This window comes from Streptomyces sp. NPDC001544 (assembly GCF_042894285.1).
GTDB lineage: Bacteria > Actinomycetota > Actinomycetes > Streptomycetales > Streptomycetaceae > Streptomyces.
The window spans coordinates 11755-34323 of record NZ_JBIAVN010000008.1 but is presented as its reverse complement, the minus strand read 5'-3'; the positions used below and the strand labels follow the sequence as shown (position 1 = coordinate 34323).

Annotated in this window: 17 protein-coding genes and 1 pseudogene; 13 read left to right on the top strand and 5 right to left on the bottom strand. The window is 71.0% G+C overall.

Translation table 11 applies throughout. The annotated features are described in order from the left end of the window. Positions 1 to 30 precede the first annotated feature (30 nt). The gene (locus ACFY0F_RS21265; protein WP_388796338.1) at positions 31 to 1611 is read left to right on the top strand and encodes a PucR family transcriptional regulator; all 1581 of its coding nucleotides are present in this window, start codon (positions 31 to 33) and stop codon (positions 1609 to 1611) included. Positions 1612 to 1662: 51 nt separating this feature from the next. Here ACFY0F_RS21265 and ACFY0F_RS21260 read toward each other — a convergent pair whose 3' ends face one another. Next, positions 1663 to 1989, bottom strand: a complete 327-nt coding sequence (locus ACFY0F_RS21260; RefSeq protein WP_388796335.1) for a rhodanese-like domain-containing protein — start codon at positions 1987 to 1989, stop codon at positions 1663 to 1665. Between the two features lie 36 nt (positions 1990 to 2025). Here ACFY0F_RS21260 and ACFY0F_RS21255 point away from each other — a divergent pair, with 36 nt between their 5' ends. Together ACFY0F_RS21255 and ACFY0F_RS21250 are read left to right on the top strand one after the other, a co-directional pair. Then, the gene (locus tag ACFY0F_RS21255; RefSeq protein WP_388796332.1) at positions 2026 to 2655 is read left to right on the top strand and encodes a TetR/AcrR family transcriptional regulator; all 630 of its coding nucleotides are present in this window, start codon (positions 2026 to 2028) and stop codon (positions 2653 to 2655) included. Positions 2656 to 2823: 168 nt separating this feature from the next. After that, positions 2824 to 4269 carry an aldehyde dehydrogenase family protein gene (locus ACFY0F_RS21250; protein ID WP_388796329.1) on the top strand — a complete coding sequence of 482 codons (1446 nt, stop codon included), beginning with the start codon at positions 2824 to 2826 and terminating at the stop codon, positions 4267 to 4269. Between the two features lie 70 nt (positions 4270 to 4339). Here the strand turns inward: ACFY0F_RS21250 and ACFY0F_RS21245 are convergent, their stop codons facing one another. Both ACFY0F_RS21245 and ACFY0F_RS21240 read right to left on the bottom strand, forming a co-directional pair. Then, positions 4340 to 5242, bottom strand: a complete 903-nt coding sequence (locus ACFY0F_RS21245; protein ID WP_388796326.1) for an NAD-dependent epimerase/dehydratase family protein — start codon at positions 5240 to 5242, stop codon at positions 4340 to 4342. Positions 5243 to 5270: 28 nt separating this feature from the next. Continuing rightward, complete coding sequence (locus ACFY0F_RS21240) at positions 5271 to 5675, bottom strand: Dabb family protein (protein ID WP_388796322.1); 405 nt, start codon at positions 5673 to 5675, stop codon at positions 5271 to 5273. Positions 5676 to 5798: 123 nt separating this feature from the next. Here ACFY0F_RS21240 and ACFY0F_RS21235 point away from each other — a divergent pair, with 123 nt between their 5' ends. Both ACFY0F_RS21235 and ACFY0F_RS21230 read left to right on the top strand, forming a co-directional pair. Continuing rightward, a complete protein-coding gene (locus ACFY0F_RS21235) occupies positions 5799 to 6416 on the top strand; it encodes a TetR/AcrR family transcriptional regulator (RefSeq protein WP_388796319.1) in 618 nt (205 codons plus the stop codon). 56 nt (positions 6417 to 6472) lie between these two features. Then, positions 6473 to 6971 (top strand): annotated as a pseudogene (locus ACFY0F_RS21230) (transposase); the annotation flags it as partial. 275 nt (positions 6972 to 7246) lie between these two features. Here ACFY0F_RS21230 and ACFY0F_RS21225 read toward each other — a convergent pair. Beyond that, positions 7247 to 7504, bottom strand: a complete 258-nt coding sequence (locus tag ACFY0F_RS21225; protein ID WP_388796316.1) for a hypothetical protein — start codon at positions 7502 to 7504, stop codon at positions 7247 to 7249. A 525-nt stretch (positions 7505 to 8029) separates the two neighbouring features. Between ACFY0F_RS21225 and ACFY0F_RS21220 the strand changes: the two genes are divergently transcribed. Together ACFY0F_RS21220 and ACFY0F_RS21215 are read left to right on the top strand one after the other, a co-directional pair. Further along, positions 8030 to 8422, top strand: coding sequence for a hypothetical protein (locus ACFY0F_RS21220; protein ID WP_388796314.1), 393 nt, complete (start codon positions 8030 to 8032; stop codon positions 8420 to 8422). Between the two features lie 50 nt (positions 8423 to 8472). Beyond that, complete coding sequence (locus ACFY0F_RS21215) at positions 8473 to 8856, top strand: peptidase inhibitor family I36 protein (protein ID WP_388796311.1); 384 nt, start codon at positions 8473 to 8475, stop codon at positions 8854 to 8856. Positions 8857 to 8985: 129 nt separating this feature from the next. On the opposite strand, the gene ACFY0F_RS21210 is transcribed toward ACFY0F_RS21215, so the two are convergent. Beyond that, a complete protein-coding gene (locus ACFY0F_RS21210) occupies positions 8986 to 11844 on the bottom strand; it encodes a glycoside hydrolase family 3 C-terminal domain-containing protein (protein WP_388796308.1) in 2859 nt (952 codons plus the stop codon). Between the two features lie 340 nt (positions 11845 to 12184). Here ACFY0F_RS21210 and ACFY0F_RS21205 point away from each other — a divergent pair, with 340 nt between their 5' ends. From ACFY0F_RS21205 to ACFY0F_RS21180, 6 genes are all read left to right on the top strand, one after another. Continuing rightward, positions 12185 to 13879, top strand: coding sequence for an extracellular solute-binding protein (locus ACFY0F_RS21205; protein WP_388796305.1), 1695 nt, complete (start codon positions 12185 to 12187; stop codon positions 13877 to 13879). A gap of 27 nt (positions 13880 to 13906) precedes the next feature. Beyond that, on the top strand, positions 13907 to 14941 hold the full coding sequence (locus ACFY0F_RS21200) for an ABC transporter permease (RefSeq protein ID WP_388796302.1): 1035 nt from the start codon (positions 13907 to 13909) through the stop codon (positions 14939 to 14941). Next, positions 14938 to 15873 (top strand): carbohydrate ABC transporter permease, encoded by a 936-nt coding sequence (locus ACFY0F_RS21195; RefSeq protein ID WP_388796299.1) that lies wholly within the window; start codon positions 14938 to 14940, stop codon positions 15871 to 15873. The genes ACFY0F_RS21200 and ACFY0F_RS21195 overlap by 4 nt, the downstream gene beginning before the upstream one ends. 288 nt (positions 15874 to 16161) lie before the next feature. Further along, positions 16162 to 18369, top strand: a complete 2208-nt coding sequence (locus ACFY0F_RS21190; RefSeq protein WP_388796296.1) for a 1,4-beta-glucanase — start codon at positions 16162 to 16164, stop codon at positions 18367 to 18369. Then, complete coding sequence (locus tag ACFY0F_RS21185; protein ID WP_388796293.1) at positions 18369 to 20336, top strand: beta-galactosidase; 1968 nt, start codon at positions 18369 to 18371, stop codon at positions 20334 to 20336. The genes ACFY0F_RS21190 and ACFY0F_RS21185 overlap by 1 nt, the downstream gene beginning before the upstream one ends. Continuing rightward, positions 20333 to 22546: a glycoside hydrolase N-terminal domain-containing protein gene (locus ACFY0F_RS21180; RefSeq protein WP_388796290.1), complete on the top strand. Its 2214-nt coding sequence runs from the start codon at positions 20333 to 20335 to the stop codon at positions 22544 to 22546. Before ACFY0F_RS21185 ends, ACFY0F_RS21180 begins: the two co-directional genes overlap by 4 nt. Positions 22547 to 22569: the final 23 nt, after the last annotated feature.

The following is a 22569-nucleotide window of genomic DNA, read 5'->3' as shown; positions in this document are numbered from 1 at the left end:
TCACCTGATCTCCCCAGACCTGAAGGCCCCATGCCCCCGACGCTCGCCTCGCTCGTCCACCACTCCGCGCTCAAGCTCACCGTGCGCGCCGGCGAGGACCGTCTCGACGTGCCCGTCCGATGGGCACACGTCAGCGAACTCGCCGACCCCGTGCCCTACATGGAGGGCGGGGAACTGCTGCTGATCACCGCGCTGAAGCTGGACGCCGAGGACCCCGAGGCGATGCTGCGCTATGTGAAGCGGCTGGTCGGCGCGGGCGTCGTCGGGCTCGGTTTCGCCGTCGGGGTCAACTACGACGAGATCCCGGGGGCCCTCGTCGACGCCGCCGAGCGGGAGGGCCTGCCGCTGCTGGAGGTGCCCCGCCGCACCCCCTTCCTCGCCATCAGCAAGGCGGTGTCCGCGGCCATCGCCGCCGAGCAGTACCGGGCGGTGACCGCCGGGTTCGCCGCCCAGCGGGAGCTGACGAGGCAGGCGCTCAGCACCGGCCCCGAAGGGCTGCTCGCCGCGCTCGCCGCACAGGTCGACGGCTGGGCCGCGCTGTACGACGCCTCGGGCGCCGTGGTCGCCACCGCGCCGGACTGGGCGGGGCGGCGGGCCGCCCGGCTCACCGCCGACGTGGAACGGCTGCGGGACCGGCCCGCGCCCGCCTCGTCGGTGGTCGGCCTCCCCGACCACGACGACCGGGTCGAGCTGCACACCCTCGGCACCGGGCGGCGACCGCGCGCCGCCCTCGCCGTGGGCACGGCCGCCGCCCTCGGCACGGCCGAGCGGTACGCCGTCCACTCCGCCATCGCCCTGCTCACCCTCACCACCGAACGGTCCCGGTCGCTGCAGGCCGCCGAGCAGCGCGTCGGAGCGGCCGTGCTGCGGATGCTGCTCGCCGGCCAGCCGGACCACGCCAGGGCCGTCGCCGGCGACCTGTACGGCGGACTCCTCGACGCGCCGTTCCGGGTGATCGTCGCCGCGTCGCTCGCCACCGACGCCGGCGCGGACCCGCTGGGCGCGCTGGCGGAGACGGTGGAGTCCGCCGCGGCCCGCTCCGGCGAGGCCGTCCTGGTCGTGCCCGAGGGGGAGCGCCTGGTGGTGCTCGCCGCGGACGGGGGCGCCGCGGTGACCGCCTGCGCGGAGCACGCGGCGGCGCTGGAGGCGGCGCGGAGCGTGCCGGAGCAGGGCGGCGGCGACGAGGGCGAACTGGTGGCGGGCCTGTCGGCGCCGGCCGGCCCGATCGCCGCCGCGGCCGCCTACAAGCAGGCCGAGCAGGCACTGTCCGTCGCGCGGCGGCGGGGCCGCGTGATGGTGGAGCACGAGCAGCTGGCGGCGGGATCCGTGCTGCCGCTGCTGGCCGACGACGCGGTGAAGGCGTTCGCGGACGGGTTGCTGCGGGCGTTGCACGAACACGACGCCACCGGCCGCGGCGACCTGGTCGCCTCCCTCCGGGCCTGGCTCTCCCGTCACGGCCAGTGGGACGCGGCGGCGGCGGACCTGGGGGTCCACCGCCACACGCTGCGCTACCGGATGCGGCGCGTCGAGGAGATCCTCGGCCGCTCCCTGGACGACCCGGACGTCCGGATGGAGCTCTGGCTGGCGTTGAAGGCGACGTCGACGGAGTAGCCGAGCCGGGGGAAGGCAGGGTTCCTCGCCTTGCCCTCCCCCGCGGGGATGTCAGGCGGATTCGGTGGGGAGACCGGCATCCACCCAGTCCTGGATGCCTTCCCGGTACTTGCGGACGTCGGTGTAGCCGAGAGCGGTGAGCCGGTCGGCGACCTGTCCGCTGTTGGGGCACGCCGGGTTGGAGCAGTAGGTGACGATCGCGGCGTCGCGGTCGGGGAGCAGCGCGGACGCCTGGGCGTCGACGTCGGCCAGGACCAGCGGGAGCGCGCCGGGCAGGTGCTGCTTGGCGTAGTACTCGCCGCCCAGCGCGTCGACGACGGTCACGCCGCCCGCGTCGATCGCCGCCTTCAGCTCTTCTCGTGTGATGAGTGCGGTCATGCCACTACCTCTCAGATATCGGACTATAGTCCGTTCGTGACTCACGACGATAACGGACTGCAGTCCGATTCTGCAACGCTGTTGGAACTGCTCCGCACTCCGCCCCCGAAGGAGCAAGCGCGCTCGGCGCGCAACCGGGCCGCTGTGCTGGACGCGGCTGCCAGGCTGTTCGCCGAGCACGGGGTCGAAGCCGTCTCCATGGACCAGGTGGCCGCAGCGGCCGGGGTCGGCAAGGGCACCCTGTACCGTCGGTTCGGCGACAAGTCCGGGCTGGCCGCGGCACTCCTGGACGCCCGGGAACGCGTGCTGCAGGAGGCCGTCCTGTACGGACCGCCACCGCTCGGCCCCGGAGCCGCTGCCGAGGAGCGGCTCACCGCGTTCATCAGTGCCTACTTCGACTATCTGCTGGAGAACCTGACGCTCATCCGCACCTCGGAGACCGCGTCGGTCGGCGCCCGGTACCGGATCGGGGCCTACCGGTTCTGGCACCGCCACACAGCGATCCTGCTGGGCGCCACCCCCGACCCCGAACACACCGCCCACGCCCTGCTCGCCGGCCTGGCCGCCGAACATGTGGCCGCTCTCCTGCCGGAACTCGGGGAACAACGGATACGGGCCGGTCTCATTCGCCTCGCCCGCTCCGCGACACAACTCCCCGGCTCGTAGGGCGATGGGCCGATCACGAACCTCACCTGCCCGCGGGCCCTACCGCGCCGATCCGGCGTACCGCCAACCCCCACCACTACGACTCGGACAAGTCCGATCCCGCCGCCCCCGCCCTACCGTGGACCCGAACGCAAGTACACCCGCACCACGGAAGGGCCGGAACCCCACATGACTTCCACCACCGCCTTCTGGCTCGCCGGCCGCCAGGTCACCGGCGAGGACACCTTCGACGTCACCTCCCCGTGGGACGGCCGACTGGTCGGCAAGGTCAGCGTGCCGACGGACGCCCAGGTGGAGGAGGCCGTGGCCGCAGCCCACGCCGTCCTCGAGGACTTCGCCGCCACCCCGGCCCACGTCCGCGCCGCCGCCCTCGACCACGTCAGCAAGCGCCTCGCCGAGCGCACGGAGGAGATCGCCCAGCTGATCTCCGCCGAGAACGGCAAGCCGATCAAGTGGGCCCGCGGCGAGGTCGGCCGCGCGGTCTCCGTGTTCCGGTTCGCCGCCGAGGAGGCCCGCCGCTTCAACGGCGGCGAGGCGCAGCGCCTCGACACCGACGCCGGCGGCCAGGGCCGCCTCGCGCTGACCCGCCGCTTCCCCAAGGGCGTCGTCCTCGGCATCGCGCCGTTCAACTTCCCGCTGAACCTGTGCGCCCACAAGGTGGCCCCGGCCATCGCCGCAGGCGCGCCGATCATCCTGAAGCCGGCCCCGGCCACCCCCCTCTCCGGGCTGATCATCGGCGACCTGCTCGCGGAGACCGACCTCCCGGCCGGCTCCTGGAGCATCCTCCCGGTCTCCAACGACCGCATGCCCGCTCTCGTCCAGGACGAGCGCCTGCCGGTGATCTCCTTCACCGGGTCCGAGAAGGTCGGCTACGCGATCATGGACTCGGTGCCGCGCAAGCACTGCACCCTGGAGCTCGGCGGCAACGGCGCCGCGGTCGTCCTCGGCGACTACGCCTCCGACGCCGACCTCGACTGGGCCGCGACCCGCATCGCCACCTTCTCCAACTACCAGGGCGGCCAGTCCTGCATCTCCGTGCAGCGGGTGATCGCCGACGCCTCCGTGTACGACCGGCTGCTGCCGCGCATCGTCGCCGCCGTGGAGGCCCAGGGCACCGGTGACCCGGCCGACGACAAGACCGATGTCGGCCCGCTGGTCAGCGAGGACGCCGCCAAGCGCGTGGAGTCGTGGGTGAAGGAGGCGGTCGAGGCCGGCGCCACCCTCCTCACCGGTGGTGACCGCGACGGCGCCTCCTACGCGCCGACCGTGCTCACCGACGTACCCGCCGATGTGACGATCTCCTGCGAGGAGGTCTTCGGACCCGTCCTCACGGTGCAGAAGGTGGACGGTGAGGCCGAGGCGTTCGCCGCCGTCAACGCGTCCAAGTACGGCCTCCAGGCGGGCGTGTTCACCCACGACCTCCAAGTCGCCTTCCGTGCCCACCGCGTCCTGGAGGTCGGCGGTGTGGTCGTCGGCGACGTCCCGTCCTACCGCGCCGACCACATGCCGTACGGCGGCGCCAAGCAGTCCGGCGTGGGCCGCGAGGGCGTGAAGTTCGCGATGGAGGACTACACCTACGAGCGCGTGCTGGTGCTCACCGGTCTCGCTCTCTAGGGTGCCGTGACCGCGAACGTTCACGACGTCGGCGGCCATGCCGTTGGCCTGCCGGTGTGGCGGTGGGAGTTCAGCCGACCTCGTCGCGGACGGCGGTGTCGAGGTCGGTGGCGGTCAGGCGAAAGGTGTCGGCCGTCTCCGTCGCGTCCATGTGGAACGGCGCGTACCACTGGTAGTCCATCTCGGCCATCTCGCGGGCGATCGGCACCATCAGGCCGGCCGTACGCAACACGAAGCGCGGTATCTGGATCAGTTTGATCGGTGGCCGGCCCGCCGCGACGGCGTAGCGCCGCGCCAGCTCGCGGATGGTGACGGCCGGCGGGGACGGAACGTGCCAGGGCCGGCCCCACGCGCGTTCTTCCGTGGCCAGCGTGACGAGGGCCTGTGCCATGTCGCCGTTGAAGGTGAACGTGTGAGGCATGTCCAGGTGGCCGGGGATCCAGGCCGCGCTCCCCTTCCTCAGGGCCGGCTCGATGAGCAGGGAGTAGATGCCGTTGGCGTCCTTGCCGATGTAATCGGCGCCGCGGACCTCGACGGTGCGGATGCCCGCGGCGAGGGCCTGTTCCCACATGCGTCTGCGCAGACGGCCCTTGTGCCCGACGGCGGCCATGGGGGTGTGTTCGTTCATCCGGCCACCGGGCTGCGGGCCGTAGGCGTAAAGGCTGCCGGTCAGCGCGAGGACGGCGTCGTTCGCCTCGGCGGCGGCGATGGCCGCCGTCTGCAGGGGCGGCAACAGGCGTTCCCACATCGTGTACGACGGCGGATTGGCGCAGTGGTAGATCACTTCCGCGCCGCGGGACAGCTCGGTCAGGCGGGACGGGTCGGACGCGTCCGCGGCGACCCGGTCGATCAGCCGGTGCTCGGGGCCGGAGCCGCTGCGGGTGACGATCCGGACGCTCTGACCGCGCTCGGCGAGCAGACGGGCGACGTTGGTACCGATGGAACCGGCGCCGATGACGACGTGCTTGCCCATGACGGTTTCTCCTTCTCCGGGATCTCGGTCAGGCGTCCACGCCGGAACCGATGTAGGTGGGCACGTCGGCGAGCATTCCGGCGATCTGCGGGTTGAGCTCGTTGCGGCGCCGGTGCAGTTCCTGGATCTTGGCGTTCAGGTCGGGGTCGTCGTCGTCACTGACGTCGAAGATCTCCAGCCGTTCGACCAGGTTCAGTCCCAGGTGGTCGGTCTGGTAGGTGGTCGGGTGCGTCAGGTAGGCGAAGAGCCCGTCGAGGTCCTCGACGACGAAGACCGCGCTGTACGTGTAGTCGCCGCCGTGGTCGCGGCCGACGAGGAAGGACTTGATGGCGGGGTTCGACCGGCCCTGGTCGCGCCAGCTCTCCAGCGCCGTCTCGATCTGCTCGGGCGTCGCGGTGGCCTTCATCGTGACCCGGTTGATGTGGTGAATCATGACCCGTCCCACGTTCCTAACGTCGTTAGATTTCTTAACGACGTTAACTATGGGATGTGTTTTCGGCGCGGTCAAGGGCGGTGACTAGTGTTCGAGGACACCATCGAAGCGAAGTGACGGACCATGCCGACCAGCACGAGACGAGCCCGCGAACGGGCGAACACCCGGGAGCGGATCATCGAGGCCGCGCTGCACGTCCTCGAGACCGAGGGCGTCGCGGCCCTGACGATCCGGCGCATCGCCACCGACGTCGAATATTCCGCACCCGTCGTCTACCAGCACTTCGCCAACAAGGACGCGCTCGTGCTGGAGCTGGTCGCCCACGGCCACCGCCTGATGCTGACCGAGTTCCGCCAGGCCGCACAGGAGCCGGACACGGACCGGCGCATGATGCGCATCGCGTCAGAGTACGTCCGGTTCGCCGGCGAGCACCCCCACCTCTACCAGGTCATGAACGACCCGGTGGTCGACGCGGACGAACGTCGGCGCGTCGCGGAACCGGCCATCGACGTCCTCAAGGAGTTGCTCACCACCTGGTCGGCCGCACACGACGTGGTCCTGGCCGATCCGGACCAGGCTTGCGAGATCCTCTGGGGCACGCTGTACGGCATCGCGTCGCTCAGTCACCTCGGCAACGTGGGCAACGATCGCGCTCGCCGCCTCGCCGAACAGGCGCTCCGCGCGATCCTTCTCGGCTGGCGGGCCGAGGCACCGGCGAACGGCCGGCCGACGAGCAGCTAGTAGGACTCCGTTAGGTGTGTTTGCGCCTTGTGTCCGGTCTGGGGCGCGGTGTGGGTATGGACATGCGGCAAGTGGAGGACGTGCGGGCGGAGTTAGCCCGGTTCGTGGCGGATGTGTTCGCATCCGTTCCTCGGCGGGACCAGCGCGCCAAAGGTGACTGTTACCTGCGGGGGCTGATGCTGGACGGCCGGCGCAAGTCGATCGCTGCTATGGCAGGCCGGTTGCCGGACGGCGAGGAGCAGAATCTGCAGCAGTTCGTGAACCGGTCGCCGTGGGATCCGCAGCCGGTACGGCAGCGGATCGCTGAGCGGATGGTGCCACTGATCGGCCCCGATGCCTGGGTGATCGACGATGTGTCCTTTCCCAAGGACGGCCGGATGTCGGTGGGCGTGGCGCATCAGTACTGCGGAGCGCTGGGCAAGCAGGCGAACTGCCAGGTCGCGGTGAGCGTGCACGCCGTCACCGATGCCGCGTCCGCCCCCTTTGGGCTGGCGGCTGTTCCTGCCCAAGGACTGGGAGCAGGACTGCGAGCCTCACCGAGCAGCGATTGTCCCCAAAAGCCGACACACCGGACTCACCCTCTACCAGACCCTCGACGCCCTCCAAGACCTGCTGAACTGCTGGAGCGGCACCTGTGCCACCTGTCACCAGCCCCTGCCCCACACCCGGACCAGACACCGCGCAGCGACCTAACGGAGTCCTACTAGTGCTCTGACCGTGAACGTTTGAGCTGTTGGGGTCAGGCTGTCCGGGGGACGGGTCGGCCCCAGCGTCGCTCAAATGTCCTTGAGGTGCTCGCCGTGGACGTCGAGTTCCGGTAAGACGACGCGTCAGCGGCTGGTCTTCTCCGCGATCCACCGCTCAAGCGCGGCCTGCTCCTCGAACGTGGCGTACTTGGCGGCGTAGCTGCGGACGACGTCGTAGAGCCTGCCCTGCAGCTCGCCCATCTCGTCGAAGCGGGCGAGGACGGCCCGGGAGAACTCGCCGATGGAGACGTCGTCCTGCTCGCCGGCTTTGGCGGCAGCGTCGTGGAAGGCGGCCACCACGAGCAGGTGCGCGGTGGCTTCGTCGTCGGGACTCGCGTGCATACCGGACTCCCTACCCCAGGTGAGAAGGAGGGTATCCAGGGCAGGCGCCGGGATCCCCCGGCCTGGCGCCGCGTCAACCCGTCCTCGTCCGAGCACGTGGAGGCTGCGTCCTCGAAATGGCGCGTGAGGACGCTCATCAGGGAAGGGCGCACGCGGGCGGCCAGAGCGCGCGGGGTCGGTCCGGACGGGCCATGTCCTACCCGTCGTCGGCCGAGCCGCGCGATGCGGCGGTTATCGCCCCGAACCGTCGCGAGACGGTCGCCCCTTCGGCCGTGCCACGCCCGCTCGCGCGCAGGGGTCGGCCGCAGCGTTCTCACCTGGCCGTTCCCGTTGTCCGTCGACCGGCCCCGATGCCGGACAACACTTCCCTTTGTTTTCTTTCGGAGCCTCGCTACCGGTCAATGTCCCGGGCTGCTCGACTGGCTGCGGACCGGGTCCACGCCGGCACCCTGCGGCGACCTCGCCCCGCCGGGGGAGGCAGGCCACCGGCCCGGCCCGATCGGTTCGGCTACCAGGAGGAAAAACGTGCAGCAGCCTGCTATTCGCCCACGGACGCGCTGGGGCCTCGCCTTCGACGCCACCTGCCGGCAGATCAAAAGGGCTGCGGCCCGCACGGCCATGGTGGTCGCGCTCGGAGCCGCTGCACTCACCGTCGCCCCCAGCAGCGCCTCCGCGGCCCAGGCCCGGCCCGCGGAGCGGACAGCCGCAGCCCCCGCCGTGGTCTGCGGTTACAACGACAACGTCGACGGCTGGGCTGAGTGGGTCAACTGCGCCGACTACAGCCACCTGATCGAGACGTGGGCCCTGGGCGTCAGCCAGAGCTTCCAGTGCGTGGCCGCCCACTCGACCTACACCTTGGGGCCCACCTGGTTCATCAGCAGCTCGAAGTACGCCGGCGGGGTGGGTTGCACGCCGTGATGACGCCTGTCCATCGCCGGAAAGACGCAACCGCTCATCGGAGGAACCACATGCGCAGGACACTCGCGACGCTGGGCTCTGCCGCCGCCCTCGTTCTGACACTGGCCACGGCCTCCGCCCAGACCGCGCAGGCGGCTCCCGCGGCCGGCTGGAGCCGTTGTCCCAACGGATACTTCTGCATCTTCGACGGGGTCGACGGGACCGGCACGATGGCTTGGTTCGCGTCCGGCTCCCCCGACCTGCGGGGCCAGTCGATGGACAACCGGACCTCGTCGTACTGGAACCGCAACAGCGAGGCATTCGCCCTGTACGACGGGTACGACTACAGCGGCGAATGCTGGACGGTCTTCGCCGGTACACAGACCAACCTGCCGTCACGCTTCCCCGAATGGGACAACCGGTTCAGCTCGATCACCAAGTTCTCCTGCGGCTGAGCTCGCCCACGGCCACTCGTCGGCGAGGGTCCCACCGCCGGTGTCCTGTCGCTCACCCGCCCGAAAGGGCCCGGCACCGGTTCACCGCCGGTGCCGGGCCCCTTCCCTGTGGCGGCTTCGTCCGGACCCTCAACCGGAGAAGCCGACGCGCGCGAGCCGCAGCGGGCCGCGCAGCCTGAGGTGCACGTCGTGCACGCCCTCGGCGACGATGCCGGCGTCGAGCGAGGTGTAGTCGTACGGGCCGGCCGTAGGCTCCGCCGGCGTCAGGGCCGCCAGTACCGGGCCGCCGTCCAGGGACAGCTCGACCTTGCCCTCACCGGCCACCTCCACGGTCACCTCCGTCACGCCGTCACCGAAGTCGCAGTCCCGGTACACGAGTTCACCGATGCCCTCGCCGACGGGTGTCACCGCGTCACCCGACACCTTCGTACGGTCCACCAGAGCCACGCCGGACTGCTCGTCGAAGTCGGCCGCCTCCAGGCCGTACCGCAGGACCGGGCGCGGCGCGGCGGCATCCCCGTCGAGGTGGACGGTCGCGCGCAGCCGGACGTCCTCGCTGGAGGCGCCGACGAGGAGGTCGTACGGCCCCTCCTCCATCAGCCACCGACCCCGTGCCACGTCCCAGAACCCGAAGGCCGACAGCGGGACTTCGAAGCCCAGCTCCGTCCGGGCGCCCGGGGCGAGCGTGATACGGCGGTGGGCGGCCAGCTCACGGCGTGGCCGGACGGCCGACGGGTCGACCGCGCGTGTGTAGAGCTGGGCGACCTCGTCCGCCTCGACGGTGCCGGTGTTGGTGACCGTGAACGACACGTGCACCGTGTCGTCCGCCACCCGGACCGCCAGGTCGGCGTAGGAGAAGGTCGCGTACGACAGGCCGTGGCCGAAGGGGAACAGGGGCGTGCCCTCGTAGTAGAGGTACGTCTGACGGGCCCCGATGACGTCGTAGTCGAGCAGGTCCGGCAGTTCGGCGTCGGCCGCGTACCAGGTCTGCGGCAGACGGCCCGCGGGAGCGACGTCGCCGGCCAGCACCCGGGCCAGGGCGGTGCCCGCCGCCTGGCCGCCGTGCGCCGTCCACAGCACGGCGGGCAGCGAGGCGACGTCCACCGCGTAGGGGTACGCCGAGACCAGCACCAGCACCGTGTTCGGGTTCGCGGCCCGCGCCGCGCGCACCAGCCGCTCCTGGTGGGCGGGCAGGGCGAGGGTCGTACGGTCCTCGGTCTCACGGCCGTTGATGTGCGGGTCGTTGCCGGCCACCACCACGACCGCGTCGGCCGCCGCGGCCACCCGGGTCACCGCGTCCTCGCCCCGCTCGGCGAAGACGACCTCGAAGACCTCGCCGCTCTCCCCGTCCTCCCTGTCTTCCGCGGCAACCTTCACGCCGTCGGCGGCCACACAGACGTGGCGACCCGTACCGAGGTGTTTCAGGAGGTGACCGTTCGGGTGGGGTTCGAGGCGGAACGTCTCCTGGACGACCCAGCCGCCCGGCTGGTCGGCGGAGGCGCGGACGTAGCCGTCGTCGGCGACCGACAGATAGCGGCCGTCGGGTGCGCGGAGGGTGAGGACGCCCTCGCCCCAGTCGACGAGCGCGAACTCGGTACCGGTGGCGTCGGTGGTGAGCGGGGGCAGGTCGGTGCGGCCGGCGAGCAGGGCCGGGTCCAGCGCCCCCTCGGCGCCGCGGGCCTCGTCGGGGGCCTCCGGGGCGGGCGCCGCGTGCAGGAACGTGCCGGCGGCCGTCTTCAGCAGGACCCGGTCCACACCCTCCGCGAACTCCACCCGCTGTGCGCCGAACCGCTCGTACAGGCCCTCCAGCGGAGTGGACCGGTGCAGGAGGGTTCCGCTGTACCAGTCGAGCTTGCACTCGTCGGCGAGCAGGCCGACGACGGCGACACGGGTGTCGGGGGCGAGGGGCAGCAGGTCGTCTTCGTTCTTGAGCAGCACCACCGCCTGTTCGGCCGCCTCCTGGGCGAGCGCGCGGTGTCCCGGGGTGTCGAACTCGCCGGTGCTCAGGTGGGGATCGTAGTGCGGGTCGAACTCGCCGAGCCGGAAGCGCACCGACAGCTGGCGGCGGACGGCGGTGTCGACGTCCGACTCGGTCAGGAGACCCTGGTCGAGGGCCCCGCGCAACCGGGCGACGATCTGCGAGCTGTCCGTGCCGTGGTCGGTGAAACTGTCGATGCCGGCCAGCAGGGCGGCCGCGGTGGCCTCCTCGTGGGTGTCGAAGTAGTGCTCGAAGTCGACCAGGTTGGACGGCGCGCCCGCGTCCGAGCAGACCAGGAGATCCTCGTCGGTCCAGGCACGCAGGTGCTCGCGCAGATACGGGGAGACGTGGTTGGGGCGGCCGTTGACCAGGTTGTAGGCGGGCATCACCCCGGCCACCGCACCCGCCTCCACCGTCTCCTTGAAGGCCCGCAGGTCGTACTCGTGCAGCACGCGCGGACGGACGGAGGCCGAGGAGGTGGCCCGGTCCGTCTCGTTGTTGTGCGCCAGCCAGTGCTTGAGGACCGGAGCGGTGCGCCAGTACGTCGGATGGTCTCCGCGCAGGCCGTGCGTGTACGCCGTGGCGATCGCCGAGGTCAGCTTCGGATCCTCCGAGTAGCCCTCCTCGTTGCGGCCCCACAGCGGATGGCGCAGCAGATTGACGGTCGGGGACCACACGTTGAGGCCGACCCGCTCGTCCCGGGCGCGCATCGCCCGGACCTCCTTGGACACCGCCTCGCCGACCCGGCGGACCAGCTCCGGGTTCCAGGTCGCGCCGAGACCCACCGCCTGCGGGAACACCGTCGCCGGGCCCATCCAGGCCACGCCGTGCAGCGCCTCCTGGCCGGTGCGGAACGCGTCGATGCCGAGCCGCTCCACGGCGGGCACGAACTGGTGCAGGAAGGCGATCTTCTCGTCCAGCGTGAGCCGCGCCAGCAGATCGTCGATGCGCTTCGCGAACGGCAGTTGCGGATCGCGGAAAGGCGGCGCGGATGGGAGGCGTTCGGTCACGGGCAGGTCCCCTTGCGATGGAGCGACGAGGCGCTTTCGAAGCGCTTCGATGCTGATTCGACAACCCTGGAGGTGTCAAGACACCCCGGCACAACAAGTCGGAGTCCTCACCGATATTTCAGAGCGGACACGAGGCTCAGCGGTTCGCCGCGCACCCGCAGGAATCTTGGGGACGACCCTTGTGCGCCCTCAGGGCTTCACTTAACCTCACAGCAACATCGAAGCGCTTCGACGAACGACGAACCGCCACGAGCCGCTTCAGCTCAGCCAGTTCCACTCGAGACACCGCAGCCGACGGCCTCCCGCCGGGTGTCCTGGTGCGCCATGAAGGGTTGACGCAATGACGCCGAACGCCGCCTCCGGATCCTCCGCCCCCAGCCGGAGAAGCTTCCTCGCCTCCACGGCGGTCGCCGCCGCAGCGGTGACCGGAGGGATGCCGTTGCTGGCCGCCTGCGGCGGGTCGGACAGCGGGTCGCGGGACGGGACAACGTCGGGCAAGGCCGCGAAGAAGATCCTGCCCGCCCACGTCGCCGGCAACGCGGTGCAGCCGGACATCCCGTCCAAGAACGGTTCGGCGATGGGCTTCACCGCCAAGCTCGACGTGGACACCCTCAAGACCTCGGTGCCGAAGAAGCTCGGCAAGGGCGGCAAGGTCACCATCATGGCGCCGTTCTGGGGCTCGCCGCCCAAGCAGAACAACGCCTACTACACGGCGATGAACGATCTGACCGGCGTCGACGTCCAGTGGCGGAACCAGGACGGCAACACCTACGACCAGAAGCTCGGCGCGGTCCTCGCCTCCAGCGACATCCCGGACGTGGTGGTGATCCCCGGCTGGAACATGACCGGCCGGATACCCAGCGCCATCATCGGCAAGTTCGCCGACCTCGGCCCCTATCTGTCGGGGGACAAGGCCAAGGAGTACGCGAACCTCGCGGCCATCCCCAGCGACGCCTGGCAGCGCTCCATCTTCGGCGGCAAGCTGCTGGGCCTGCCGATGCCCGCCCCGTACGTCCAGAACATCGTGCCCCTCTACCGTCAGGACATCTTCGACAAGGAGGGGTACAAGGTCCCGAAGTCCGCCGACGAGTTCACGGCCCTGTGCAAGGAGATCACCAGTCCCAAGGCCAAGCGGTGGGCCTGCGGCGACATGAAGTGGACCGCGTTCAACACCTTCGGCGTGATCAGCGGCGGGGAGAAGCCGCTCGGCTGGACCGTGGTCGACGGCAAGATGATCAACCGCATCGAGACCCCGGAGTACCTGGAAGCGCTGGAGTGGGCGCGCAAGCTGATGGCCGCCGGCTACGTCCACCCGCAGTTCAGGCTGGGCAAGAGCCAGATCGGCGACCCGACCCCCCTGTTCGCCAAGGGCGAGTTCCTGATCTGGAACGACGACATCTCCAACTGGTACGGGCGACAGGCCGCCCAGATGACCCAGAACCCCGACTTCAAGGTCTGGGGCATGGACCTGTGGGCCCATGACGGCGGCACCCCGACGTTCTGGGCCGCGAACCCGGCCGGCATCTTCGCCTTCGTCAACAAGAAGGCCTCGGAGTCAGTCATCCACGACGTGCTGGCGGTCGCCAACGTCACCGCGGCGCCGTACGGCACCAAGGAGTGGATGATGACCAACTACGGTGTCGAGGGGACGCACTACACGGTCAAGAACGGTCTGCCCGTCAAGAACGACAAGGGCAACAACGAGGTCGTCAACGCCTTCGTCATGGTCGCGAGCCCCGCCGCGACCATCGCGCACCCCGACCTCCCGGACTACACCAAGGCAATGGTGGAGTGGCAGCAGCGGGTCGGCTCCTTCACCAAGAAGTCGTCCTTCTGGGGCCTGCAGGTCACCGAGCCCTCCCGCTACACCAACCTCGCCGACAACTTCGAGCAGCTCGAGGACGACATCGTCCGCGGCCACAAGAAGATCAGCGACATGCAGCAGGCCATCTCCGACTGGAAGAGGAAGGGCGGGGACAAGCTGCGCGACTGGTACCAGAAGCTGCTCGACGAGAACGGCTCGGCGGCGAGCTGACCAGGCTCTGAGGCAAGGAGAACAACCGTGTCCCACAGCACGGTGCCTCGGAGCAGCGCCGAGGCCAGCACGCCGGCGAAAGCCCCGGTGGCGTCCCCAGACACCACCGGCACCCGGGAGCGGCGCGGCTCGGGCAAGCTGGGCTTCCGGCTCAGGTTCAGACGCGACCGCGTCCTGATCCTGATGACGCTGCCGGCCGTCCTGCTGCTGGTGGTCTTCAACTACCTGCCGATCCTCGGCAACGTGGTCGCCTTCCAGGACTACGACCCCTACATCAGCGACAACGGCATCATCTCCATCCTGCACAGCCCCTTCGTCGGCCTGGACAACTTCCAGCGGATCTTCCAGGACCCCGACTTCTGGAGCGCGGTACGGAACACACTGGTGCTGTTCTTCCTCCAGCTCGTGCTGTTCTTCCCGATCCCGATCCTGCTCGCGCTGCTCATCAACAGCGTGGTGCGACCCCGGGTGCGGGCCGTCGCGCAGGCCGTTCTCTACCTGCCGCACTTCTTCTCCTGGGTGCTGGTCATCGCCGTCTTCCAGCAGATGTTCGGCGGAGCGGGCATGCTCGCCCAACTGCTGCGGCAGCACGGGTACGACGGCTTCGACATCATGACCGACCCGCACACCTTCCCCTTCCTGGTCACCGCGCAGAGCGTGTGGAAGGACGCCGGGTGGGGGATCATCGTCTTCCTCGCCGCGCTGGCCTCGGTCCCCCAGGACCTCTACGAAGCCGCCGCGATGGACGGCGCGAGCCGCTGGCGCCGCATGTGGCACGTCACGCTGCCCGCTCTGCGTCCGGTGATCGCCCTGCTCCTGGTGCTGCGCGTCGGCGACGCCCTGACCGTCGGGTTCGAACAGATCCTGCTGCAACGCGACGCGGTCGGACCGGACGCCGGGGAGATCCTCGACACCTTCGTGTGGTGGAACGGCGTGCGCAACCAGGACTTCGGCTACGCGGCCGCAGCCGGCCTGATCAAGGGCGTGGTCAGCATCGGCCTGGTCCTCGCCGCGAACAAGGTGGCCCATCTCATGGGCGAGCAGGGGGTGTACAAGAAGTGACCACCGTCATCGACAAACCGGCGAGCAGGCCGAGCAGGTGGGCCGCGCCCGCGCGCCCGGCGTGGGAGGAAGAGCCCTCGAAGGCCGGCCTCGCGGGCAAGGGCCTGGCCCTGTCGTTCGCCTGCCTCGCCGTCCTCTTCCCGCTGTGGATCGTGGTCGTCACCAGTCTCTCCTCGCGCAAGACCATCGACGAGGCGGGCGGCCTGGTGATCGTGCCCAAGGGCATCACCTTCATCGCCTACCAGGAGTTGCTCAGCGGCGGCCAGGTCACCCGGGCCACGATCGTGAGCATCCTCGTCACCCTGGTCGGCACGCTCTTCTCCATGACGGTGTCCGTCCTGTGCGCCTACGGCCTGTCCCGCAGCGGCTCGCTCGCCCACCGCTGGATCCTGATGACGCTGCTGGCGACCATGTTCTTCAGCGCCGGGCTCATCCCCACCTATCTCCTGGTGCAGTCCCTCGGCCTGTCGGACAACTACCTCGCGCTGATCCTGCCGAGCGCGGTGAGCGTCTTCAACATCCTGGTGCTGCGCGGCTTCTTCATGGGCATCTCACAGGAACTCACCGACAGCGCGCGCATCGACGGCGCCGGTGACTTCCGGATCCTCTGGCAGATCGTCATGCCGCTGTCGCGCGCCGTCATCGCGGTGATCACGCTGTTCTACGCCGTCGGGTACTGGAGTGCCTGGTTCAACGCCTCGATCTACCTGAACGACCAGGACAAGATGCCGTTGCAGAACGTCATGATCCAGCTCGTGCAGCGGCAGCAGCAGCCGGTCGGTCTGGGCCAGGCCATCCGGACCGGCCAGTTGTCCGGGCTGGCCATCCAGATGGCGGTCATGGTGATGGCGCTGCTGCCGGTCGCTGTGCTTTCGCCCTTCGTCCAGAAGCACTTCAAGAAGGGGATGCTGACCGGCGCCGTGAAGGGCTGAAGCCCGGCTACTCGCCGTAGGGGCCGGCGGTTCCGGGTGCTGCGGCTGCGTCGTGGCCGGTCGCGCCCACGCGGCGGAGCCGCAAATCGACACCGCCCCGCGCCCCTGGGCGTTGCAGTTGCCGCGCATGCCCGAGCTGCGGGCAGTCGTGCCTCCCCCAGTGCCTCAAGGGCCTGGGGGGACCCCCAGGGCGGCACGGGTGGGCGCAGCGGCACCCCGCCAGCGCCGGGCTGCGCGTCCCCCCGCCCCCAGCACCAACCCCGCCCCTCCAACCCACCGAGGTCCCCCATGCCCGCCTCCCCCCTCAACCGCAGAGCCGTACTCGCCGGGACGGCAGCCGCAGCCGCCCTGGCGGCGATCCCCGCGCTCCCGGGCAACGCCCAAGCCGCCCACGCCGCCGAAGCCCAGCGGCAGCGCCCCGCGTACCGCTGGCGCAACGCAGTGATAGGCGGCACCGGATTCATCACCGGCGTCCTCTTCCACCCCACCGTCCGCGGTCTCGCCTACGCCCGTACCGACATCGGCGGCGCCTACCGCTGGGATGACCGGGCCGCCCGCTGGATCCCGCTCATCGACCACATCGGCTGGGACGACTGGAACCTGCTCGGCGTCGAGGCAGTGGCGGTCGACCCCGCGCACCCCGACCGGCTGTACCTCGCCCTCGGCACCTACACCCAGTCCTGGGCGGGCAACGGCGCCGTCCTGCGCTCGGAGGACCGCGGCGCCACCTGGACCCGCACCGACCTGTCGGTGAAGCTGGGCGCCAACGAGGACGGCAGGGGAGCGGGCGAGCGGCTGCTGGTCGACCCGCGCGACAGCGACACCCTGTGGCTGGGCACCCGGCACGACGGACTGCTCAAGTCGACTGACCGGGGCGCCACTTGGGCGGCGGTCGACGGTTTCCCGGCGACCCCGAACCCCTCCGGGCAGGGCGTCACCTTCCTGGTCGCCGCGGGGCGGGCCGTCTACGCCGGCTGGGGTGACGGCGGCGGCACCACCGCCGGCCTGTACCGCACGAGGAACGGCACGACCTGGGAGGCGGTCCCCGGGCAACCCTCCGGCACGTCCGCCGGCGTGCCGATCCGGGCCGCGTACGACCGGCACGCCCGTGAGCTGTACGTGACGTACGCCGACGCCCCCGGACCCAACGGGCAGACCGACGGCGGCGTGCACAAGCTGAACACCGTCAAGGCCACGTGGACCGAGGTCACCCCGGTGAAGCCGCAGGGCGCGGACACCTTCGGCTACGGCGGGGTCGCCGTCGACGCCCGCCGGGCCGGCACCGTCGTGGTCTCCACCAACAACCGCTGGGCGACCGTGGACACCCTGTTCCGCACCACGGACGGCGGCCGTACCTGGGAGTCCCTGAAGGACAGGGCGGTCCTCGACGTCTCCGAGACCCCGTTCCTCACCTTCGGCGCGGACGAGCCGAAGTTCGGCTGGTGGATCCAGGCGGTGGCCGTCGACCCGTACGACTCGAAGCACGTCGTGTACGGCACCGGCGCCACCCTCTACGGCACCCGCGACCTGAAGCACTGGGCGCCGCGGACCCGCGGCCTGGAGGAGACGTCCGTACGCCAGCTGATCTCCCCGCCGACCGGGACGGCACATCTGATCAGCGGGTCGGGGGACATCGGCGTGCTCTACCACGAGCGGCTCACCGCATCCCCGTCGCGCGGCATGGCGACCCATCCCGTGTTCGGGACGGCGACCGGGCTCGCGCAGGCCGCGCGGAAGCCGTCGTACGTCGTCCGCACGGGCTGGGGCGACCACGGCAACGGCGCCTTCTCCGACGACGGCGGGAAGACCTGGGCCCCCTTCGCGGCCCAGCCCGCCATCGCCAAGGACGCTCCGGGACCGATCGCCGTCAACGCCGACGGCAGCGTGCTGCTGTGGACCTTCGTGCACTGGGACGGCACCAGGTACCCGGCGCAGCGCTCGACGGACAACGGTGCGACCTGGGCCGAGGTCTCCTCCTTCCCCAAGGGCGCCACACCGGTCGCCGACCCGGTCGATCCGACGCGCTTCTACACGTTCGACGCCGACACGGGCACGGTGTACACCAGCTCCGACAGCGGCCTGACGTTCAGCAAGGGCGCCGCCGGACTTCCGTCCGGGGACAGCCAGTTCAAGCTGGCCGCCGCGCCCGGACGCTCCGGTGACCTGTGGCTGAGCACCAAGGGGAACGGGCTGTACCGCTCCACCGACGGCGGCGCGGGCTTCACCAAGGTCGGCAGTTGCCGGGCCTCGTACGTCCTCGGGTTCGGCAGGGCCGCCGACGGCGCCCGCTACCCGGCGGTCTACCAGGTCGGTGCCACCGGCGACAGCACCGCGGTCCTGCGCTCCGACGACGAGGCGAGGACCTGGGTACGGATCAACGACGACGCCCACCAGTGGGGCTTCATCGGCGACGCCATCACCGGTGACCCGCGCATCCACGGCCGCGTCTACCTGGCCACGAACGGGCGCGGCATCCAGTACGGGGAGCCCGCCTGATGCCGGACCTCGGTGCCGCCATCGGGGGGCGGATCCTCTTCGGCGGCGACTACAACCCGGAACAGTGGCCGGAGGAGACCTGGCACGAGGACGTCCGCCTGATGAAGGACGCCGGGGTCAACTCGGTGACCCTCGGTGTCTTCTCCTGGGCGAAGCTCGAACCCCACCCGGGGGCACGGGAGTTCGGGTGGCTGGACACACTCATGGATCTGATGCACGACAGCGGCATCGGCGTAGTCCTCGCCACCCCCACGTCCTCGCCCCCGCCGTGGATGGGCCGGCTGCACCCCGACACCCTGCCCCGCGCCGAGGACGGCCGTACCGAGTGGTGGGGCGGCCGCCAGCACTTCTCGCACTCCAGCGCCACCTATCGCCGCTACGCCGCCGCGATCACCGAGGACCTGGCCGCCCGCTACGGCGGCCACCCGGCCCTCAGGATGTGGCACATCAACAACGAGTACTGCACCACCGACCACGGCGACGAGGCGGCGGCGGCCTTCCGCCGCTGGCTGCGGGAGAAGTACGGCACGCTCGAAGCGCTCAACACCGCCTGGGGCACGGCCTTCTGGAGTCAGGGCTACGACAGCTGGGACGGCATCCTGCCGGCCCGGCAGCCCCACTACCTGAAGAATCCCGCCCAGGTGCTGGACTTCCGGCGCTTCACCTCCGACATGCTCCTGGAGTGCTACGTCGCCGAGCGGGACATCGTCCGCCGGCACACCCCGCACCTCTCGGTCACCACCAACTTCATGCCGCTGTGGTTCGGGCAGGACGCGTGGCGCTGGGCCGAGGAGGAGGACGTCGTCTCCGTCGACCTCTACCCCGACCCGCGCGACCCGCTCGGCGCCCAGCACGGCGCACTGGTGCAGGACATGACCCGCTCGCAGGCCCGCGGCCCCTGGATGCTCATGGAGCAGGCGGCGGGACCGGTCAACTGGCGGGGCGTGAACCACCCGAAGCCCAGGGGACTCAACCGGCTCTGGTCCCTGCAGGCCGTCGCCCGGGGCGCGGACGCCGTCTGCTACTTCCAGTGGCGCCAGTCCCGGCAGGGCGCGGAGAAGTTCCACTCCGGGATGATCAGCCACGCGGGGGAGGAGGGCCGTACCTTCCAGGAGGTCAAGCGACTCGGCGCCGACCTCGCCCGCATCGGCGAACACGTGACCGGCACCGCCGTCCGGGCGGACGTCGCGATCCTGCACGACTGGCACGCCTGGTGGGCCGGCGCCCAGGACGGCCGGCCGTCCAGTGAGGTCGACCACCCGGCCCTCCTGCACGCCTGGCACCGCGCCCTGTGGGAGTCCGGCCTCACCACGGACTTCGCCCACCCCGAGCACGACCTGTCCGCCTACAAGTGCGTCGCCCTGCCGCGGCTGTACCTCCTCACGGACGCGGCGATCGGCAACCTCCTCGGCTACGTCCACGGTGGCGGAACCCTCGTCTGCGGCTTCCACACCGCGGTCGCCGACGAGGACGACCGGGTGCGCCCCGGCGGCATGGACGCCCGGCTGCGCGAACTGTTCGGCATCCGCACGCTGCACGAGTGGTGGCCGCTGGACGCGGGGGAGAGGGTCGAGTGCGAGGGCTTCCACGGGACGCTGTGGTCGGAAGAGATCGAGGCCGCCGGCACCGCCGACGAGACGATTCCGTACAAGGGCGGCGAACTCGACGGACTTCCGGCCGTACTGCGCAGGGGCCGCGCCTGGTACGTCTCCACACTGCCGGAGCCGGAGGCGCTGCGCGCCCTGCTCGCCCGGATCACGGCCGAGGCAGGGGTCCGCCCGGTGCTCGACGGTCTGCCCGAAGGGGTGGAGGCCGTGCGGCGCGGCGCGTTGCTGTTCCTGCTCAACCACCGGCGTGATCCGGTGAGCGTCGAGGTGCCCGGCACCCACCACGACCTGCTCAGTGGTGGGACGATCAGCGACCGGATCACACTCGGACGCTACGGAACGGCGGTGCTGCGACCATGACCCACGAACCCGTGCACGGAACCTGGGAACCCCTCCCGGCCGCCCGCTGGGAGGACGGGTTCCTCAGCGGCAACGGCCACCACGGCGCCCTTGTGTGCGGAGACCCGGACGACGACCGGGTCGTCGTCACCCATCACGCCCTGGTCCGCCCCAACGGCAGCGAACACGCCCGCCCGCCCCGGCTCGCCGCGCAACTCCCCGCCTTGCAGGACAGGTTGCTCGCCGGTGACCTCACCGCGGCCGAGGACTTCACCGACGGCCGCCCACTGCAATGGGTGCAGCCCTTCCATCCCGCCTTCCAGACCCGGCTGCGGCGGTCCACCGACGAGCACGCCGACTTCCGCACCGGTTACCGGCGCTCCGTGGACTTCACGACCGGCGAGACGACGGCCGTCCACGCGGACCGGACCAGCCGCGTCTTCGTCTCCCGCGCCGACGATGTCGTGGTCCAGTGCGTCACGGCGCCCGGCCGCACCCTCGACATCGGCCTGGACCCGCGGCTGCCGAACGCCCCCGCCGGACTGGTCGTCGACGACGGCGCCCTCCTCACCGCCGAGGGCGCCCTGCTCACCCTGCGCGTCCGCTACCCGGACAGCGACCGGGCCTACACGGGGCTGACCCTCGTCGCCGTCACGGGCGGCACGACGGCCCTCGCCCCGTCCGGCGTGCGGGTCACGGGCGCAGCGTCGGTCCTGCTCCTCACCCGGGTCCACCGCTCCACGGGGGAGGAGCCGGACCCGGCGGCGCGGGCCCAGGAGCTCAGGGAGGTGTGGGGCGGGCAGTCCTACGACGCCCTCCTGGCCCGCCACCTCCCCCCGCACCGCAGCGCCTACGACCGCGTCACCCTCGACCTCGCCGCCGACCCCGCCGAACGCGCGCTGCCCGGGTCGGAGCTGCTCGGGCGGCCGGGCAGCGCCGCCCTCCTGGAGCGGCTGTTCGCGGCCGGCCGCTACCACCTGCTGTCCGCCTCCGGTATGAACCCGCCCCGGCTCACCGGACTGTGGACCGGCGACTGGGACACCGCCTGGTCCGGGGCGTTCACCAACGACGCCAACGTCAACCTCCAGACCGCCTCCGCACCGGCCGCCGCTCTGCCGGAGGTGACCGAAGCGCTGGCCGGTCTCATCCAGCGGCAACTGCCCGACTGGCGGGAGAACGCCCGCGCCGTCTTCGGCGCCCGCGGTGCCGTCGCCCCCGCGCACACCGACGGCGAGTCCGGGCTGACGTACCACTTCGACCGCGAGTACCCGCTGCACCTGTGGACCGCCGGCGCCGACTGGCTGCTCAAACCCCTCGTCGACCACGACGAGATCCGAGGCGAGCGCGACCCGCGCACCGCGGCCGTCCTCGCCGAAGTCGCCCGTTTCTACGAGGACTTCCTCACCCGCACCGACGACGACGGCCGGCTCGTCGTCGTCCCCTCCTACTCGCCCGAGAACCGGCCCGCGAACGCCAGTTGGGGCGCGATCAACGCGGCCATGGACCTCTCGGCGGCCCGGCACGCCCTGCTGACGGCGGCCGACTACCACCCGGGAACACCCGACGCCGAGCGCTGGCACGCCCTCGCCGAGCGCCTCCCGCCCCACCGGATCAACACCGACGGCGCCCTCGCCGAATGGGCCTGGCCGGACCTCGACGACAGCTACGACCACCGCCACCTCAGCCACCTCTACGGCGTCTGGCCCCTCGACGAGATCACCCCCTACGACACCCCGCGGCTGGCGGACGCCGCCCACCGCGCCCTCGAACTGCGCGGCGCCGAGAACGACTCCGCCCACGGCCATCTCCACCACGCCCTGATCGCGGCCCGGCTCCGCGACGGCGAACGCGTCGCCCGCGCGCTCGCCGCCGTGCTGGAGGGCGACTTCTTCCACGCCTCCCTGATGAGCGCGCACTACCCGAACCGCGACGTCTACAACGCGGACGCCGCACACACCCTGCCCGCCGTGCTGATCGAGATGCTCGTGCAGTCCACCCCCGACCGGCTCGTCCTGTTGCCCGCCCTCCCGGCGGCCTGCCCCGAGGGGGAACTCCGGGGCGTGCGAACCCGGTTCGGAGCCGAGCTCGACCTCACATGGAACCGCGAAACGGCCACCGCGGTGCTGCGCCCCACCCGCACCCACCGCATCGAACTCAGGACTTCCTCCGGCGCGCAGCCGCTCGACCTCGTCGCCGGAGAAGACCGCGTCCTCACCCTGGGGGCGCGGTAACCCCCAACATCCCCCCACCCATG